The sequence below is a fragment of the Thiothrix nivea DSM 5205 genome (genome assembly GCF_000260135.1).
GTDB lineage: Bacteria > Pseudomonadota > Gammaproteobacteria > Thiotrichales > Thiotrichaceae > Thiothrix > Thiothrix nivea.
Genome location: NZ_JH651384.1, coordinates 3,748,118 through 3,763,478, shown reverse-complemented (window position 1 = coordinate 3,763,478; position 15,361 = coordinate 3,748,118). Strand labels below are relative to the sequence as shown.

Below are 15,361 nucleotides of genomic sequence, written 5' to 3'. Positions count from 1 at the left end.
TATTTACCGCTTAGCCTTCGATAACAGCCAGCAGGTCTTCTTCACGCATGATCAGCACTTCTTCGCCATCGATCTTGACAGCAGTGCCGGCGTATTTGCCGAACAGAACCTTGTCGCCAATTTTCACTTGCAGGGCTGCACGCTCGCCATTGTCAGTCATCTTGCCTGGGCCTACGGCAACCACTTCGCCGCGATCCGGCTTTTCAGCCGCACTGTCAGGAATGATGATGCCACTGGCAGTTTTACGCTCTTCTTCCATACGACGGACTACAACGCGGTCGTGCAAAGGACGGATATTCATTGGAATTGTCTCCTCGAACCAAAAGTAATTTAGGACATTCGGGTTGTTGTTAGCACTCTAGGCTAGTGAGTGCCAATAATAAGGTCGGGTTAGGCAAAGTCAAGGGCAGCTTGATGAATTTTTTTGGATCAGCCTGTTGTTTCAAGGCAGAAACGACCCGTCATCGTCCTGGCGGCGGACAACTTCGCCCTCAATATCCCCCCGTTTGCGCCTCTGCCCCGGATGCTGCTGGTAATCGCCGACAACCGTCAGGCTGCTCTTCAACAGCACTTTCAACAACAAATAACGGGTAGGTGGCAACACCAGCAACAAACCCAGTATGTCAGTGAAAAAGCCGGGGATCAGGAACAGCAGGCCTGCCAGTACGAGCAGCGCCCCTTCCAGCATGGCTTGGGCCGGCAACTCGCCTGCATTCAGGCTACGCTGCAAACGGGTCAAGGTGACAAAGCCCTGATGGCGCAACAGGAAGACGCCTGCCACACCCGCCAGGATCAGCAGCAGGATGGTGGGCAGTGCGCCAATGGCACTGCCTACCTTAATCAACAACCAGATCTCAATAAACGGGAGCAGTAGGAAAAAGACACCAAACAAAGGTAGGGGGCGCATGAAAATTCCATTCAAACCGATAACACGATATATATCGGTCTGAATCCGGTATTTTCAATACCGATAGCGAAATCAGGCAGCTTTGGTATCCATAGCCATGCCATTCTGGATGCGTTGGCAAAGCTGTACCAAGGGGATAGGTCGCCCGCAATAGTAGCCCTGGGCGAAATCCACGCCAATCTGGCGCAGGTTCCGCAGGGTTTCCGCGTCTTCCACCAGTTCCGCGATGGTCAGTAAGTTCATTACCTGGCCGACATCATGTACAGCCTTGACCATGGCCGCATCCACCGGGCTGGAAACCAGGTTGTGGACAAAATTGCCGTCGATTTTCAGGTAACTCAACGGCAATTCACGCAGATAGCTGAGGGAGGAAAAACCACTGCCAAAGTCATCCAACACCACGTGGCAACCCAGGCCATGCAGGGCATTCATTACCCGCTTTGCATGGACAAAATTACTGATGGCGACGGATTCTGAAATCTCGAAACAAATCGTACCCGGCTCAATATTGAATTGCTTGATTTGCTGCTCCACATAGGGGAACAGACGCGCATCCTGCACCGACTGGGCGGAAAGGTTAATCATCAGACGGGTTTCAACGCACTGGCCACTGGCAGGATCACAGCGGCAGCCTGCCAACATTTCCAGTGCTTTGCGGATAATCCAGCGGTCGATACTGGTCATCAGGTCGAGCCGGTCGGCAACCGGCAGAAAACTGCCCGGGTTCAGCAATGCCTGACGGAACGGCAACCGCAACAGGACTTCAAACTGGCGGAACGACCTGCCCTGCTCATGCCGCAAAGGTACAATCGGCTGGGCAAACAGGATAAAACGGTCTTCGCGGATGGCATCTTTCAGCAATTTGCTCCAGTCATGTACGCGCTGATTGGACATTTCCTCACGCTTTTCCTCAGCATGGATAAACACCTGATTGCGCCCCAGTGCCTTGGCTGTATAACAGGCTTTGTCCGCATCTGAAAACAATTGCTTGATCTGGACATTAGCCGCAGGCATAAATTCCAGTAAGCCGATACTCGCCCCTACCGAAAACACTTTGCCTTCCCAGCTAAAACGGAAATTCCGCAACTCGGTCAGGATAGACTCCATAATATTGCGGCCTTTTTCCAGCCCGCAATCCTCCAGAAAAACAGCGAACTCATCGCCGCCAATACGCGCCACCTTGTCAGAACGGCGGACTGCATGACGGAATATGTGCGCAACATGTTTCAATAGCTCATCACCCGCCAAATGCCCACAGGTATCATTGATAATTTTGAAATTATCGTAACTACTCAGTTCCCTAAAAAATCAGCTACGCTATCCTTATGAACCAGTTCATCCACCCCACGAGAGAAGATTTGCAGCAGTTGAGCCACGCCCAGCTGGTGGATTTGGTGTTGTCGCTGTTTGACACGATAGAACAGCTATCGTCACTGGCAACCCGGGTAGCTGAACTGGAGGCGCAGTTGGGCAAAAACAGCAAGAATTCGCACAAACCGCCGTCATCGGATGGGCTGAAGCGCCAACCAGCCCAACCCCGTCAAGCAGGCCAACGCCCCAAAGGTGGCCAGCCGGGACACAAGGGGCATAGCCTTGTCATGCACCCATCGCCCGATTACGTTGAGGATTGCCGTGCCGTCGGCTACTGTGGTTGTGGCCTGCCGCTATCCGAAGCGGCTGTGGCCGTGGCTGAACGCCGCCAGCAATGGGACATCCCCGCCCCGCAAATCGTGGTGACGGAATATCGCCAGATCATCAGCACTTGCCGTTGTGGCAAAGCCCATGCAGGGGAATTCCCCGCATCACTGCCCCCGTACATCAGTTATGGGGCACGCCTGAAAGCGTATGCGGTCGGCCTGGTTCATGGGCATTTCATCTCGCTGTCGCGGGTAACGGAGGTCATATCTGACCAATATGGCATCAAGCCTTCCGATGGCAGTGTGCAACGCTGGGTCAGCCAGGCCAGCGGCAGCCTCACCGCCACCTACGGCGACATCCGGCAAACCATCAGCACCAGCCCGGTGGCACACTTTGATGAAAGCGGTATCCGGGCCCAAGGCAAAACCCAATGGCTGCATGTGGCCGCCACCCCGGAAGCGGTGTACTACACCGCCCATGCCAAGCGGGGACAGGAAGCCATGGTCGCCGCCGGTATCCTGCCTGTCTTCAACGGGGTTGCCGTGCATGACCACTGGAAACCTTACTTCCGCTTCGACAACGTGGTGCATGGCCTGTGTGGGGCACACCTGCTGCGTGAGCTGAACTACTTTGACGAAACCCTCCGGCACCAATGGCCTGCACAGCTCAAACAAGTCCTGGTTGATGCCAAAACCGCCGTGGCACAAGCGAGGGCAGCACAACATGACTCCCTGACGCCTGACCAGATGGCAGAACTGGGGCAGCGTTATGACCAATGGGTGAACCACGGCCTGCTGGTCTTCCCTGAACTGCCCAAAACCCACCCCAAACAGGGTAAAGCGAAGCAGCACCCGGCCAGAAACCTGTTATGCCGCTTGCGCGACTTCAAGGATTCGGTGTTGCTGTTCATCCAGCGGTTTGACGTGCCGTTTGACAACAACCTCGCCGAGCGGGCAGTGCGCCCCGTGAAAGTCAAACTCAAGGTGGCGGGCGGATTCCGGGCTATCGGTGGTGCCGATGCCTTCTGTGTCATCCGTTCCGTTTGGGAAACCAACAAGCTGCAGGGACGGAATCCGTTTGAGTCCCTCAGATCGGTTTTGGCATAGACTGAGTAGTTACAAATTATCCAGATCCACGCTGGCCAAAACATGGGTACGGGTAAGACTGGAAGTATCATGCGCCAACTGTTCTACATACTGCTCAAAACTGGTGCGGTTCATCAGATCAGTCAACGCATCATGGGAAGCCTGACGGTACAGACGATTAATGATTTTCCGGTCAGAAGTCACATCACGAAAAATGAAAACCACAGCTTTACAGTTCTCCAAGATGCAGGTTGTATTTAATTCCACAAAACGGAAATCACCTACCCGTGGAATCAGTTTAACCTGCCCAAACTGCAAGGGATGCCCGGGATGGGCGCGATTGGCCTCAAAAGCGCGTTCCCCCAGCGGATTACCCTGCATGTCTTCCAGTTTGAGGATTTTACCGATATGCTCACCCAACACCTTGTCACGCTGCCAAAGCGTCAGCTTTTCCGCGCTGCTGTTCATATAAGTGATTTTACCCTGCTGATCTGTCACAATCACACCGCCAGCCAGCGCATCCAACACCCACTCAGTATTCATTTGTTCAGGGGCAGTGTCCGGCTTTTCCATGCTGATTTCGCCTGCTTCAACTAGGGCAGTACGGTTCGCAAGCGCACGGGGGCGAAGTTGCAGATACACCAGTGTTACCTGCGCGGCCAATATGAGCAGCATCAAATAAGGCATGAATTCTGTCACCAGCGACAGACTGGTTGCCATGAGCATACTACTATCGGTTTGCCTGTTGAGTACTGCCCAAGTGGAGATAACCACTAATCCGGCCAATGACAGGATTGGAACGGCCAAGCGCATCAAATCCCCCTGAAATGTGTTATTAATGTAATAGTTATGATTAGATATTGGGGTTCAGTATATAGAATCAGCCCGCTTCCTGCTACACCCGCCTGTCTGATAAAAAATCATCAGGGAAGGTGGGGTGTTTACCTGAAAACACACCAGTGACAAAACTAAAAAAATTGTGCCCTCCCTTATATTTTTAATCTGGAGCCTTTAATTTTATTAATCCATACTTGACTTTAGCCTTAAAGAAAAGGAATATACCGAAAATATTTTTTCATCATAATGCAAAAGGAAAGGTGTTATTTATGTCAGTTGATATTTCCAGCCTCAGCGTCGCCGAACTTGAAAAACTAAAGGGCAGCATTGACAGCGCAATAGCCAACCGCCGTGATACTGAATTATTAAGCCTGCGCCAAACCATTGAAGAAATGGTGGAAGAAGCTGGTTTTACCCTGGATGAAGTCATGCAAGCGCGCTCAGGTAAAAAACGGGTGATTAAACCCAAATACAAAAACCCGAATAGCCCGGAACAAACCTGGAGTGGCCGCGGCAGAAAGCCTGGCTGGGTGGAAGAGTGGGTCGGCTCTGGCCATAGCTTGGATGAATGCCTGATTTAACTCACATACAGGTTTAAGGAAGCTTGATTTAAACAGGCTTCCTTTTATCCCTCCCCCCATGCCTCAGCTATAAGTTTTTTATCTCCCAGCCTCCCTGTATCGCCCTTTTCAGAACACCCCCAGCCTGTTGCAAAGAAACCACGACTGTTGCGCAAAAGACACTGTAAATTCCTTTTTTTCAACGACTTCCCGTTTACCAAGAAGCAAAAACACCCTACACCGCAAAAGGAAGCGAAGATGTTTTGCCGATCCCCCTCATTTACTCTACTATTACCCGAATCTAGGTAAACGACTCTAAAGAATGACGGATTGTCTGCTTATAATGACAAGCTTGCCGGATCAGGATACCGCCCGATCCCTCGCACACAAGTTACTGGAGGAAAAACTTGCCGCCTGTATCAATGTCATGCCACCCATGACTTCGATTTATCAATGGAAAGGTGAAGTCTGTGAAGACAGCGAATACCTGTTGCTGATCAAAACCCGACAGGCTTGCTACGCACAGGTCGAGACCCTGATACGCGCCCATCACCCTTACCAATTGCCAGAAATCATTGCGACTGGCATCAGCCACGGTTTACCAGACTACTTAGGATGGATTGAAGAGAGTACCCAAGAATGAGAAAACTGCTCTGCTTCCTGCTATTGCTTGTTGCTTCGCTACAAGCTCATGCACTCAAGCAGGAAGACTTATTGCCGCCTGACGAAGCCTTCAAATTCAAGGCCGAGGCCGTTACACCTGACAAGATTAAAGCCACCTGGGATATAGCAGACGGTTATTACCTATACCGCGACCGCTTCGGTTTTGAGACTGAAAATACAGGGCTGACGCTGGCCGACCCCAGCTTCCCCAAAGGCGACAGCAAGAACGACCCTAACTTTGGCACCATTGAAGTCTTCCACCATAAGGTTGATGTAGAGATTCCCGTCGGACGTGGTCAGACCATTGGCGAAGCGGTGGAAATGGCCCTCAAGGTCAAGTTCCAGGGGTGCGCTGATGCTGGCCTTTGTTACGCCCCCCAACGCAAAACGGCCAGCCTGACACTGGCAGCTGCTGACAATGCCAAGAAGCCTGAAAAAGGCAAACCTAACGCCCTGCTGGATGTCATCCAAAAAAGCGGCAAGAGCGGCGGTGCGTTGCCAGTGGAACAAGCTTTCAGCTTTGATCTGGTGGCAGTGGACAAAGGCACGCTCAAGGCGCATTGGGTCATCCAGCCTGACCATCACCTATACCGCCCCAAAATCCGCTTTAATGTCAAGGAGCCTCAAGGTGTCCAGCTGGGTTCCCCCATTTTCCCCCAGGGTGAGCAGGTCGAAGATGAGTATTTCGGTAAAATCGAAGTCTATGGGCAGGATATTGATGTCGAAGTCCCTATTATTGATTCAACCGGCCTGCAAAAACTGGTGGTGGAAACCGAGTACCAGGGCTGTTCAGACAGCACCGGCATTTGTTACCCCCCAGTAAAAAAGGCCACTGAACTCTCCCTTGCCGGGCTAGCGGACGCCCCGCCCCGTGAACAGGATGACAGCGCCAGCGCTACCGCCAATAGCCCAACTTCTCCCGAGGACGCTATCACCATGCGGATGCGGGATGACAGTTATTTAAGCATTCTGCTGTTCTTCTTCTTGGCTGGATTGGGGCTGGCGTTCACCCCCTGCGTTTTCCCGATGATCCCGATCCTGTCTGGCATTATTGCCGGGTCAGCCTCTGATTTGTCACCGCGCAAGGCATTCCTGCTCTCCCTTTCCTACGTGCTGCCGATGGCCTTGACCTACGCCATTGTCGGCGTCATCGCTGGGCTGAGCGGCTCCAACCTTCAGATCATGTTCCAGAATCCGTGGATTATTGGCGGCTTTGCCGGGTTGTTTGTGTTGCTGGCGTTCTCCATGTTTGGTTTTTACGACCTGCAAATGCCAACCAGCATCCAGAGCCGCCTGACCGAAATCAGTAACCGTCAGCAAGGCGGCAGCTTTATCGGCGCTGGCATTATGGGGATTCTCTCTGCCCTGATCGTTGGCCCCTGCGTTACCGCACCACTGATAGGTGCTCTGGTTTACATTGCCCAGACACGCGACGCTATTCTTGGCGGCCTGTCATTATTTACCCTCGGCCTCGGCATGGGACTGCCCATCCTGATGATAGGCACCTCCGCTGGCCGCCTGCTGCCGCGTGCGGGCGCATGGATGGACACCACCAAAGCCATTTTCGGCATCATGATGCTGGGGCTGGCCATCTGGATGCTCAACCGCATTGTAGCGGCGGAGGTCACCATGGCCTTGACCGGCATCCTGCTAGTGAGTTCCGGCATCTACATGGGCGCACTGGAACGGGTCGATGATGAATCAGGCGGTTGGGGGCGCTTCTGGAAAAGCCTCGGCCTGATCATGCTGTTCTATGGCGGCATGATCCTGTTTGGCGTCGCTGCGGGCAGCAGCAACCTGCTACAACCACTCAAGGGCATCTTTGGCGGAGGCTACGCCAATGCAGCAACCGCGGCTGAACCGCGCCTAAGTTTCCAGCGTATCAAGGGGCTGGATGGTCTGCAACAGGCACTGGAACAAGCCAAGGCGCAAAACAAGCCGGTGATGCTCGACTTTTACGCCGACTGGTGCATTGCCTGTAAGGAACTGGAACACAAAACCTTCAAGAACCCTGCTGTCGTTACCGCCCTTGGCAATGGCAACACCCTGTTATTACAAGCGGATGTAACTGCTGATGATGGGCAGGATCAAGCCTTAAACAAACACTTCGGCCTGTTTGGCCCACCACAAGTCCTGTTTTTCAAACCCAATGGGGAAGAAATCAAGGAAGTCCGTTTGGCAGGGTATGAAGCACCTGAAGCTTTCCTCGGGCGTATCCAACGCTTCCAGCAAAATGTCCACTAAACCTTCATAACATTGTCATAGAGGATAGGTGACATCAGTGACTCGTTCACCTATCCTGCCACCCATCAGCCAGATTCCACCTGTTGAAAAATTTACTGGCTGACAGGACTTGATCAGCACAAGTTCAGCTATATTTTTTATACTGCAAACGCAAACCCGAAACTGGCTTGCGGCAGAACCACAAAGCGTATCAAAACACTTCAGTTCTGGGATTTACCGTGCATAACGGGAACAGGAGTTAAAACCATGCGTGATAATAAAGAATTCGAGATTGACCAGGAAGACGAACTCTTCAGCTTTGAGAAAACCACACCCACAACAGATGGCAAAAAGGTAAAACCTCATGTTGTCAGACGAAATCTGGAGGATTATCTGGAGCGCAAAGCGCTAGCACGCCGCCTGAAAGATGTGTTCGAAGAAGATTAAGCCCCTGGCTCTTTATCCCATCAGGGAAAAAACCAAGGGCACAAAGCTTTTACAATGATTGAATATTGCTATCGATCGTTTCTGGCAGTTGCAGTGCAGCCCGCAAATCAGTCAGCCAGGCTTTTTCTGCGTCATTGGCATCATCAATAATCGCTGCTGACACCAAGTAGAGTTCGGTAGCCACAGCAATATCATTGTTTGCCAGTGCGGCAATGTCGGTAGCGCTGCGCGGCTGGGCAAGCTCTTCCATGATCATGTCATTGACGTTGCCATCCAGATCCACTTCTGCCAGTTGTTGGCGGATCTTCTCCAGTTCACCGGAATCCACATGGCCATCCGCCTTGGCTGCGGCAATCATGGCTTTCATCAAGGCTTCCGTGCTGGCTTTGGGTGCTGGCGCTTCCAGCATGGCAGGCTCACCGGCTTGTGCCGTGCCACTGGCAGCGGTGCCACCTGTTTCCCATTGTCGGTACATCTGGTAGGCCAAGCCACCTAATGCAGCCAGACTACCAACCTTGACCGCAGCGCCCGTTACCCGGCGGCCTGCCCCAGTGCCCAGCAACAACGCCAGTACGCCTGCCGCTGCCGCACCCGTTTTCAGGCCGGATAACATCTGGTCGCGCTCAACGCCTTCTGCCGGAATACCCAGTTTCTGTTCCGCCATGTCCTGGCCTTTTTGCGCCATATCCTTACCGGATTGCAGTAACTGGTTGAGAAAACTATGCATATCCATGATTAATCTCCTTGTTTTGATGATAATGGGTTATGTCAAGTGTGGCACAGGATTGAAATCCTGCATGACTTCCCGGATGAACTCCCGGGTAATTCTCCGCCCTCTAGTCAGGCTGGCCTTATCCAGCCGATCCAGTACAGCCATGAGCGTTGGCATGTCAGCTGGGAAATGCCGCTTTATATATTTCATGACGTGTTCCGGCAAATCAAAACCACGCTGATGGGCGCGCCAGGCCATTGCCTGAAAGCACTGCCCACCCTGTACCGGGTGGACACGATAATCAGCCCCCCACAATAAACGTGAGGCAAAATCCGGTAAAGCACAGTGCATTTGGCGGGGGTTGATACGCGCTGCCATGAGCAAGGGACGATCACTGGCGCGGCAATTATTGATCAGGTTCATCAACGCCAGTTCCCAATCGCGCTGACCGATCACAGCATCCAGTTCATCAATGGCGACCAGATGCTTGTTTTCAATTCCCCCCAACACCCTGAGGCCGTAGTGCATACAACTTTTCAGTGGCAAATAGGCGGCTAGCAGACCCTGCTGATAATACTGCTCGCAATATGCCTGTAACAGGTGGGATTTGCCTGCCTCCGTCTCGCCCCACAGAAATAATTGGGGGAAATACTGCCCAAACCCCTGCTTGAGGATTCCCAGCAGTTCAGCATTTTCGGGCGTAACAAAAAAAGAGCTGAAACGGTGCCCTTCCCGCATCCCGACGTTCAATGTCAGTTGCTGCGTCATCCCCGGCTTTTTTCCTCGCTGTCGTCCAGTTCAATGGCTGGCGGCATTTCAGGTGTCTCAATGCCGTAAATCTGGCTCTGCTTATAGGTTTCATGGACATGGCGCATGATTACCGCCAACACTGCCGCTACCGGCAAGGCCAATAATACTCCAAAGAAACCGAACAGTTGCCCACCTGCCAGCACGGCAAAAATGACGGTGACCGGATGCAAACCGATACGCTCCCCCACCAGCAGCGGCGTCAGCACCGTGCCTTCGATTACCTGCGCTACGCCAAACACGGCAAACACCCAGAACAGGTTGAAAACATCCTGTGTCTGGAACAGGATGGCAACCCCGGCAACCCCAACCCCGACAATCAGGCCGAGGTAAGGCACAAAACTGACCAGCCCGGCAATCAACCCAATCAGCAGGGCAAATTCCAGCCCCACCAGCCACAAGCCTAGAGCATAAATACACGCCAGCGCCATCATGACCAGCAATTGCCCGCGCAGGAAAGCGCCCAGCACATCATCCGATTCGCGCGCCAGTTTCGCCACCAACGGCTCGATCGAACGTGGCAACAGGTCGTCGATATACGCCACCATCCGATCCCAGTCGCGCAGCAGGTAAAAGGTAATAATCGGGATCAGCGCCAGGTTTGCTACCCACCCCAAAACGACAAAACCTGATTTGGAAATGGTCTGGATGGCATTGCGGATAAAGCCACCCGTCTCTTTCCAGTGCGAAGCGATGACGCCCTTGAGCCTATCCATCTCCAGCACGCTAGGATCAACACCAAAATTTTCGTTCAGGTAAGGCCCCAGCATGTTCACGCCCCAGTCGAGATAACGGGGAACTGTACTGATGAACAGTTTCACCTGGGTTTCCAGCACCGGCACCAGAAACAGGAAAAACAGCAGCACCAGCAAGAAGATAGCCACAAACACGGTTGTGACTGACAGGGTACGGGAAAGCTTCCACCCTTCCAGCCGGTCAACCAGCGGATCCCCCAGATAGGCCAGAAACGCGCCCACTAAAAAGGGGGTCAGGATGGGGGACAGCAGCACCAGCAAGGCAACACTGATAACACCCACGGTCAACCAGAACCAACGCCCGCTTTCCAGTATCATGCATGACTCCTGTTAATCGTATAACGGCTCCACAACAAGACATAAGCAATGCCGCTCAGCACGGTCGTGACCGCCACCAACCATTGCAAGCCCTGATTGAACCAACCCGGCAATGGATGCAATGCCATACTTAGCAAGGTCGTCGCCAGCAGGAAAATCTGTAAACCGGTATTCAGCTTGCTGATGAGCAATGGCCGCATATCCAGCGTACCCGTTACCAGCCGGTAGGCAAGCGCACCCAGCACGATCACCACATCACGCCCGATAACCAGCGCAACCAGCCACCATGGCAGACTACCTTTCAAGCCGAATACAATGAACACTGACACCACAAACAGTTTGTCCGCCACCGGGTCGAGTATTGCCCCCAGCCGTGTGAACCAGCCGTAGCGGCGCGCCAGAAAACCGTCCAGCGCATCGGACAAGCCCGCCACCACCAACAATGCCAGCGCCAGCGCATAAGACCCCTGCCACAGCAGCCAGCAAATCGGCGCTATAGAAAGGATACGGATAACTGTGATGATGTTTGGAATTTGTTCCCGCACGTTACCATCCATTTTTATACAAGGAAGGCTCCTTATGGAGCCTTCATCCTACAACGGATTATAGTGCAGAAGCCGGATTTCCGACTATTGCGGGGTTATTGTTGCTGAACCGGAATCAGGGTAATTTCTACCCGGCGGTTTTGTGCACGGCCCGCATCGGTACTGTTATCCGCAACCGGGCGGCTTTCGCCGTAACCCACTGCCTGCATACGCTGCTGGGCCACACCTGCACCTGCCAGATAACCGCGCACACTGTTGGCGCGTTGCTGGGAAAGGGTCAGGTTGGACGCATCACTGCCGATAGCATCGGTATGGCCGGCAATCTGGATGCGGGTTTCCGGGAACTGGTTCAGGGTGGTCGCCAGATTGTTCAGCACGCCATAGAACTGCGGCTTGACTTCAGAACGGCCAAAGTCGAAGGTAATTGCATCCGGCATGGTCAGGATGATGTTGTTGTCCTGACGCTCAACCTGTACGCCAGTGCCTTGCAGTTGCTGGCGCAGGGCGGCTTCCTGCTGATCCATATAGTTACCGATGGCCGCACCGGCCAGACCGCCGACGACAGCACCGGCTACGGTGTGACCCCGATCCTTGTCGCCGGTATTCTTGCCGACGACAGCACCACCCAGCGCGCCGATGATAGCGCCCTGTTCAGCGCGGGTCATTTCCCCATTGGGGCCGCAGCCTGCCAGCACTGCCGCAGAAACGGTACTGATCAACAGGGTACGCATGGAAATTTTCATAGTGAACACCTCAATGATTGTTGTATATCGTCACGTAGTTAGAAACCTGTTAGCCCACAGAGTTCAGAAAAGCAGTGCGGATTTTGACGCAAACCTGTCTCAAATGACAACAGACATTTTAAAACGGAGCCTTACTTTCAACCGCTATTTGCCTACTTGTCAAAGGATGTGGGAATTCAATGAATGTTGCGTGCAGCAACAAACGCACGGACTGGGCGCATACCGCCGCGCTGGCGTATAGCTCATCACCCAAGATTGGATGCCCCAGCGCCTGCAAATGCACCCGTAACTGGTGGGAACGCCCGGTGACAGGCTCCAGCTCCACCCGGGAAGCATTCATGCTGACATCATAGTCAAGCACGCGATAACGGGTGAGGGAAGGCTTGCCCTGTTCAAGGCTCACCATCTGACGTGGGCGGTTTGGCCAGTCGGTCATCAGTGGCAGGTTGATTTCGCCGCACGCCTGTTGCAATTGCCCGGTGACCAACGCCACGTAACGCTTGTGCACATTGCGCGTCTGGAACAGGATGCTGAGGGCGCGCTCCATTGCCTTGCCAAACGCCAACAGCATAATGCCCGACGTACCCATGTCCAACCGGTGGACAATCAAGGCATCGGGAAATTCGGCTTGTACACGGCTTAGCAGGCAATCCTGCTTGCTTTCGCCACGACCCGGGACGGAGAGCAAACCCGCAGGCTTATCGACTACCAACAAGGAAGCATCCCGGTAAAGGATCTTCAGGCTGTCATGTGCTGGTGGATTGTACTGGATCAAATACCCTTCCTGAGACTGGCGATTCTACTTGTCACGCATCCTGACAGAAGCACCCATCCTTTCTCAAGAAAAATACGGGAAATAGCGAATTTAAAACAGCGGAGCCAGCCTTTCATTGTTGTGATTAGGGCTGGCCACCGCTTTCCATCCCGGCATGGATTACTTGCCCGCTGCTGCCAACGCAGGCATCGCCTGGGGTTGGACAGAAGCCTGTTGAACCTGGACGTTGGCCTGCGCCTGTTCAGCCTGCTTGATATTGGCGTTAGTGGCTGCACCCAGACCACCGATTGCAACGGTGAGCAGGAAACCAAGAGTCAATGGATCAACAACCCCACGCATTTTTTTCATGTTCATGGTATTCACCTCTTTTTACAAATTTAGAAAATTATGAAAAACTAATATTCATTAACCGTTGGATGCAAGATAACAACCTAGCGTCAACCCAAGGTCAAACAAGTCAATACCCATGGAAAAATTCAAGCTAACCCTATTTGGTGGTTTTCATCTGGCAGACCCACAAGGCCAGCCGTTAACCCCAAGCTCCCGCAAGGCCAAAGCCTTACTGGCATGGCTGGCGCTGACACCCGACCGCCAGCACCCGCGTGAAAAAATTGCTGGCCTGTTATGGCCTGACAGCGATGAAACCCAGGCACGTCACAGCTTGCGCCAAACGCTGGTGGATCTGCACCGCTACCTGCCGGAAGAACTCGGTGTTTTGCGCGCTACCCGTGACTGGCTGCTACTGGATAGCGCATTGATGACGATTGATGTGCAAACATTCAACGTTGCCCTGACCCAGGACGATGAGGCTGCCCACGATCAGGCCATTAACCTGTACCAGGGCGAACTGCTGGAAGGCTGCAATCCCCGTTCCGATATGTTCAGCGACTGGCTGGAACCCTACCGCAATGAATACAGCCTGCGGGTAGCCACCCTCCTGCGGCAACGCATTTCCAGCTTGTTGAAACAAAAGGACTTCGAACACAGTTTGCACTACGCTGCCCGGCTGGTAGCAATAGACCCGTTACAGGAAGCAGGCTACCGGGCACTGATGCAGGCTCATGCAGGTATTGGCGACCATGCCGCAGCCTTGCTTTGGTATCAACGTTGCCAAACCGTGCTGGAACAGGAGCTGGGCGTATCCCCTTCGCCGGAAACAGAAGCCTTGCTCGCACAACTGGATACAGCACAACACAATCTAGCCATTACCAGCGTAACCAACCCAACGCAGCAATGCATACACAGCCCATCAGGTGAAAAACCTGACAATAGCAAACGCATCTTGTGCTTGGCGCAAACCGCCCTGGAAGGCGTTATTTGTCACCACTTGGGGCACAGTTTCCTGATCCGTGGTGGCAATACCCACGAAAAAAACGACCTACTGGAAAAAATCCTCGCTACAGCCCAAAAGCGCGGCTTCAATTGCCAGCGTCATAAAATTACGTCATCTGGCGCAGATCATGGCATTGCCCCGGTTGGCTGGCCCAAAACAGGCACATTTTGTTTGCTGATAGTGGAACACATTCATCTGGCAGGAGCAGATACCCTGAAATCACTGGCCCATCTGATCTCCACCACCGGCAACAGCAGCACCCTATTGATCATGACTTCTCGCCTGGAAGGGGAGCCACTCGACCCTGCATGGCGGGGCGCAATGCGGGGTGCACCCCTGACAACCATCGACCTGTAAGGCGAATATACCCAGATTTACAACTTGCTGAAAGCTGAAGCAATATCATCCACGCTTAAAGCACGCGGCTGATTTAAAACTTCCTGCGATACCCGATATTCTTCAGGAATCTCCAGCGTCAATGTCCAAGTATCAACATTGAAAGAGGCTTTTTCCTTGGACAGCTCTACCGATTTAGGGCATTTGAACAAAGCCGAATAAAAACAGATTTTGTAAAATCCGGATTGCAGCTTTATTTTCCTGGCATTGAATACGGTTTCTGCTGGCTCTTCAATCTGCTTGAAAGCGATTTTGCCTGGCTCACTGGTGTCAAACTCCAGCCAATCCCCAGACGACCAACCCAGCTTCCTGAACAGGCCGGCACCAAACGATAGACAAAGACTGCTTCTTCCTCCGACATACTCCATACCCAGGAAAATATCAAAACTTCCTGACGAAGGCTTTTTACTCATTTACATCCTCAACTGACCAGACTTGAAAAGAATTATGGGAGTTTATAAAACCTGCTTTACTGAACGCGGCGTTTTAGATTATTAGGAAAGGTTTTATGGAAAGAGGCCGCGCACAGCTGGATGCACACACTAACTCCAGCAGGTAATAGCGCTAGATTAACAGGGACAGAAAAAAAATAAAAGATCTTGCAGGATTTTTAAGGC

18 protein-coding genes are annotated in these 15,361 nt (G+C 52.8%); 6 read left to right on the top strand and 12 right to left on the bottom strand.

Annotation, left to right across the window (positions count from 1 at the left end; translation table 11 throughout):
• Positions 1-10: 10 nt before the first annotated feature.
• The 3 genes from groES to THINI_RS18725 form a co-directional block, all read right to left on the bottom strand.
• Entirely contained in the window at positions 11-301 is a 291-nt protein-coding gene (groES, locus tag THINI_RS18735; protein WP_002710094.1) for a co-chaperone GroES, read from the bottom strand.
• 141 nt (positions 302-442) lie between these two features.
• A complete protein-coding gene (locus THINI_RS18730; protein WP_002710093.1) occupies positions 443-907 on the bottom strand; it encodes an FxsA family protein in 465 nt (154 codons plus the stop codon).
• A gap of 72 nt (positions 908-979) precedes the next feature.
• The gene (locus tag THINI_RS18725) at positions 980-2,203 is read right to left on the bottom strand and encodes a putative bifunctional diguanylate cyclase/phosphodiesterase (RefSeq protein ID WP_081485888.1); all 1,224 of its coding nucleotides are present in this window, start codon (positions 2,201-2,203) and stop codon (positions 980-982) included.
• 29 nt (positions 2,204-2,232) lie between these two features.
• Between THINI_RS18725 and tnpC the strand changes: the two genes are divergently transcribed.
• Positions 2,233-3,651 carry an IS66 family transposase gene (tnpC, locus tag THINI_RS18720; protein ID WP_002707930.1) on the top strand — a complete coding sequence of 473 codons (1,419 nt, stop codon included), beginning with the start codon at positions 2,233-2,235 and terminating at the stop codon, positions 3,649-3,651.
• Positions 3,652-3,660: 9 nt separating this feature from the next.
• Here the strand turns inward: tnpC and THINI_RS18715 are convergent, their stop codons facing one another.
• Positions 3,661-4,350 (bottom strand): PAS domain-containing protein, encoded by a 690-nt coding sequence (locus THINI_RS18715; protein WP_169314646.1) that lies wholly within the window; start codon positions 4,348-4,350, stop codon positions 3,661-3,663.
• 311 nt (positions 4,351-4,661) lie between these two features.
• On the opposite strand from THINI_RS18715, the gene THINI_RS18710 reads away from it, so the two are divergent.
• From THINI_RS18710 to THINI_RS18695, 4 genes are all read left to right on the top strand, one after another.
• A complete protein-coding gene (locus THINI_RS18710) occupies positions 4,662-5,048 on the top strand; it encodes an H-NS histone family protein (RefSeq protein WP_245536645.1) in 387 nt (128 codons plus the stop codon).
• A 322-nt stretch (positions 5,049-5,370) separates the two neighbouring features.
• Positions 5,371-5,670 (top strand): divalent-cation tolerance protein CutA, encoded by a 300-nt coding sequence (cutA, locus tag THINI_RS18705; protein WP_211206996.1) that lies wholly within the window; start codon positions 5,371-5,373, stop codon positions 5,668-5,670.
• Positions 5,667-7,934: a protein-disulfide reductase DsbD gene (gene dsbD, locus THINI_RS18700; RefSeq protein WP_002710090.1), complete on the top strand. Its 2,268-nt coding sequence runs from the start codon at positions 5,667-5,669 to the stop codon at positions 7,932-7,934. Before cutA ends, dsbD begins: the two co-directional genes overlap by 4 nt.
• 246 nt (positions 7,935-8,180) lie before the next feature.
• Positions 8,181-8,360, top strand: a complete 180-nt coding sequence (locus tag THINI_RS18695) for a PA3496 family putative envelope integrity protein (RefSeq protein ID WP_002710089.1) — start codon at positions 8,181-8,183, stop codon at positions 8,358-8,360.
• A 49-nt stretch (positions 8,361-8,409) separates the two neighbouring features.
• Here THINI_RS18695 and THINI_RS18690 read toward each other — a convergent pair whose 3' ends face one another.
• From THINI_RS18690 to THINI_RS18660, 7 genes are all read right to left on the bottom strand, one after another.
• Positions 8,410-9,093 (bottom strand): DUF533 domain-containing protein, encoded by a 684-nt coding sequence (locus THINI_RS18690; protein WP_002710088.1) that lies wholly within the window; start codon positions 9,091-9,093, stop codon positions 8,410-8,412.
• A gap of 30 nt (positions 9,094-9,123) precedes the next feature.
• The gene (hda, locus tag THINI_RS18685) at positions 9,124-9,840 is read right to left on the bottom strand and encodes a DnaA regulatory inactivator Hda (protein ID WP_002710087.1); all 717 of its coding nucleotides are present in this window, start codon (positions 9,838-9,840) and stop codon (positions 9,124-9,126) included.
• Complete coding sequence (locus THINI_RS18680; protein ID WP_002710086.1) at positions 9,837-10,952, bottom strand: AI-2E family transporter; 1,116 nt, start codon at positions 10,950-10,952, stop codon at positions 9,837-9,839. The genes hda and THINI_RS18680 overlap by 4 nt, the downstream gene beginning before the upstream one ends.
• The gene (locus tag THINI_RS18675) at positions 10,949-11,497 is read right to left on the bottom strand and encodes a CDP-alcohol phosphatidyltransferase family protein (RefSeq protein ID WP_211206995.1); all 549 of its coding nucleotides are present in this window, start codon (positions 11,495-11,497) and stop codon (positions 10,949-10,951) included. The genes THINI_RS18680 and THINI_RS18675 overlap by 4 nt, the downstream gene beginning before the upstream one ends.
• Before the next feature lie 95 nt (positions 11,498-11,592).
• Positions 11,593-12,240 carry a YiaD family glycine zipper/OmpA-like lipoprotein gene (locus tag THINI_RS18670; protein ID WP_002710084.1) on the bottom strand — a complete coding sequence of 216 codons (648 nt, stop codon included), beginning with the start codon at positions 12,238-12,240 and terminating at the stop codon, positions 11,593-11,595.
• Between the two features lie 118 nt (positions 12,241-12,358).
• Complete coding sequence (locus THINI_RS18665) at positions 12,359-13,015, bottom strand: pseudouridine synthase (RefSeq protein ID WP_002710083.1); 657 nt, start codon at positions 13,013-13,015, stop codon at positions 12,359-12,361.
• A 159-nt stretch (positions 13,016-13,174) separates the two neighbouring features.
• A complete protein-coding gene (locus tag THINI_RS18660) occupies positions 13,175-13,369 on the bottom strand; it encodes a hypothetical protein (protein ID WP_002710082.1) in 195 nt (64 codons plus the stop codon).
• A 112-nt stretch (positions 13,370-13,481) separates the two neighbouring features.
• Here THINI_RS18660 and THINI_RS18655 point away from each other — a divergent pair, with 112 nt between their 5' ends.
• On the top strand, positions 13,482-14,705 hold the full coding sequence (locus tag THINI_RS18655) for an AfsR/SARP family transcriptional regulator (protein ID WP_002710081.1): 1,224 nt from the start codon (positions 13,482-13,484) through the stop codon (positions 14,703-14,705).
• 17 nt (positions 14,706-14,722) lie between these two features.
• Here the strand turns inward: THINI_RS18655 and THINI_RS18650 are convergent, their stop codons facing one another.
• Positions 14,723-15,157 carry a hypothetical protein gene (locus THINI_RS18650; protein WP_002710080.1) on the bottom strand — a complete coding sequence of 145 codons (435 nt, stop codon included), beginning with the start codon at positions 15,155-15,157 and terminating at the stop codon, positions 14,723-14,725.
• Between the last annotated feature and the right edge of the window lie 204 nt (positions 15,158-15,361).

What these genes read in the sequence shown, in the direction of transcription:
- groES (WP_002710094.1), bottom strand. Translation starts at nt 301, where the DNA reads ATGAATATCCGTCCTTTGCACGACCGCGTTGTAGTCCGTCGTATGGAA.
- THINI_RS18730 (WP_002710093.1), bottom strand. Translation starts at nt 907, where the DNA reads ATGCGCCCCCTACCTTTGTTTGGTGTCTTTTTCCTACTGCTCCCGTTT.
- tnpC (WP_002707930.1), top strand. Translation starts at nt 2,233, where the DNA reads ATGAACCAGTTCATCCACCCCACGAGAGAAGATTTGCAGCAGTTGAGC.
- THINI_RS18715 (WP_169314646.1), bottom strand. Translation starts at nt 4,350, where the DNA reads ATGGCAACCAGTCTGTCGCTGGTGACAGAATTCATGCCTTATTTGATG.
- cutA (WP_211206996.1), top strand. Translation starts at nt 5,371, where the DNA reads ATGACAAGCTTGCCGGATCAGGATACCGCCCGATCCCTCGCACACAAG.
- dsbD (WP_002710090.1), top strand. Translation starts at nt 5,667, where the DNA reads ATGAGAAAACTGCTCTGCTTCCTGCTATTGCTTGTTGCTTCGCTACAA.
- THINI_RS18695 (WP_002710089.1), top strand. Translation starts at nt 8,181, where the DNA reads ATGCGTGATAATAAAGAATTCGAGATTGACCAGGAAGACGAACTCTTC.
- THINI_RS18690 (WP_002710088.1), bottom strand. Translation starts at nt 9,093, where the DNA reads ATGGATATGCATAGTTTTCTCAACCAGTTACTGCAATCCGGTAAGGAT.
- hda (WP_002710087.1), bottom strand. Translation starts at nt 9,840, where the DNA reads ATGACGCAGCAACTGACATTGAACGTCGGGATGCGGGAAGGGCACCGT.
- THINI_RS18680 (WP_002710086.1), bottom strand. Translation starts at nt 10,952, where the DNA reads ATGATACTGGAAAGCGGGCGTTGGTTCTGGTTGACCGTGGGTGTTATC.
- THINI_RS18670 (WP_002710084.1), bottom strand. Translation starts at nt 12,240, where the DNA reads ATGAAAATTTCCATGCGTACCCTGTTGATCAGTACCGTTTCTGCGGCA.
- THINI_RS18660 (WP_002710082.1), bottom strand. Translation starts at nt 13,369, where the DNA reads ATGAACATGAAAAAAATGCGTGGGGTTGTTGATCCATTGACTCTTGGT.
- THINI_RS18655 (WP_002710081.1), top strand. Translation starts at nt 13,482, where the DNA reads ATGGAAAAATTCAAGCTAACCCTATTTGGTGGTTTTCATCTGGCAGAC.
- THINI_RS18650 (WP_002710080.1), bottom strand. Translation starts at nt 15,157, where the DNA reads ATGAGTAAAAAGCCTTCGTCAGGAAGTTTTGATATTTTCCTGGGTATG.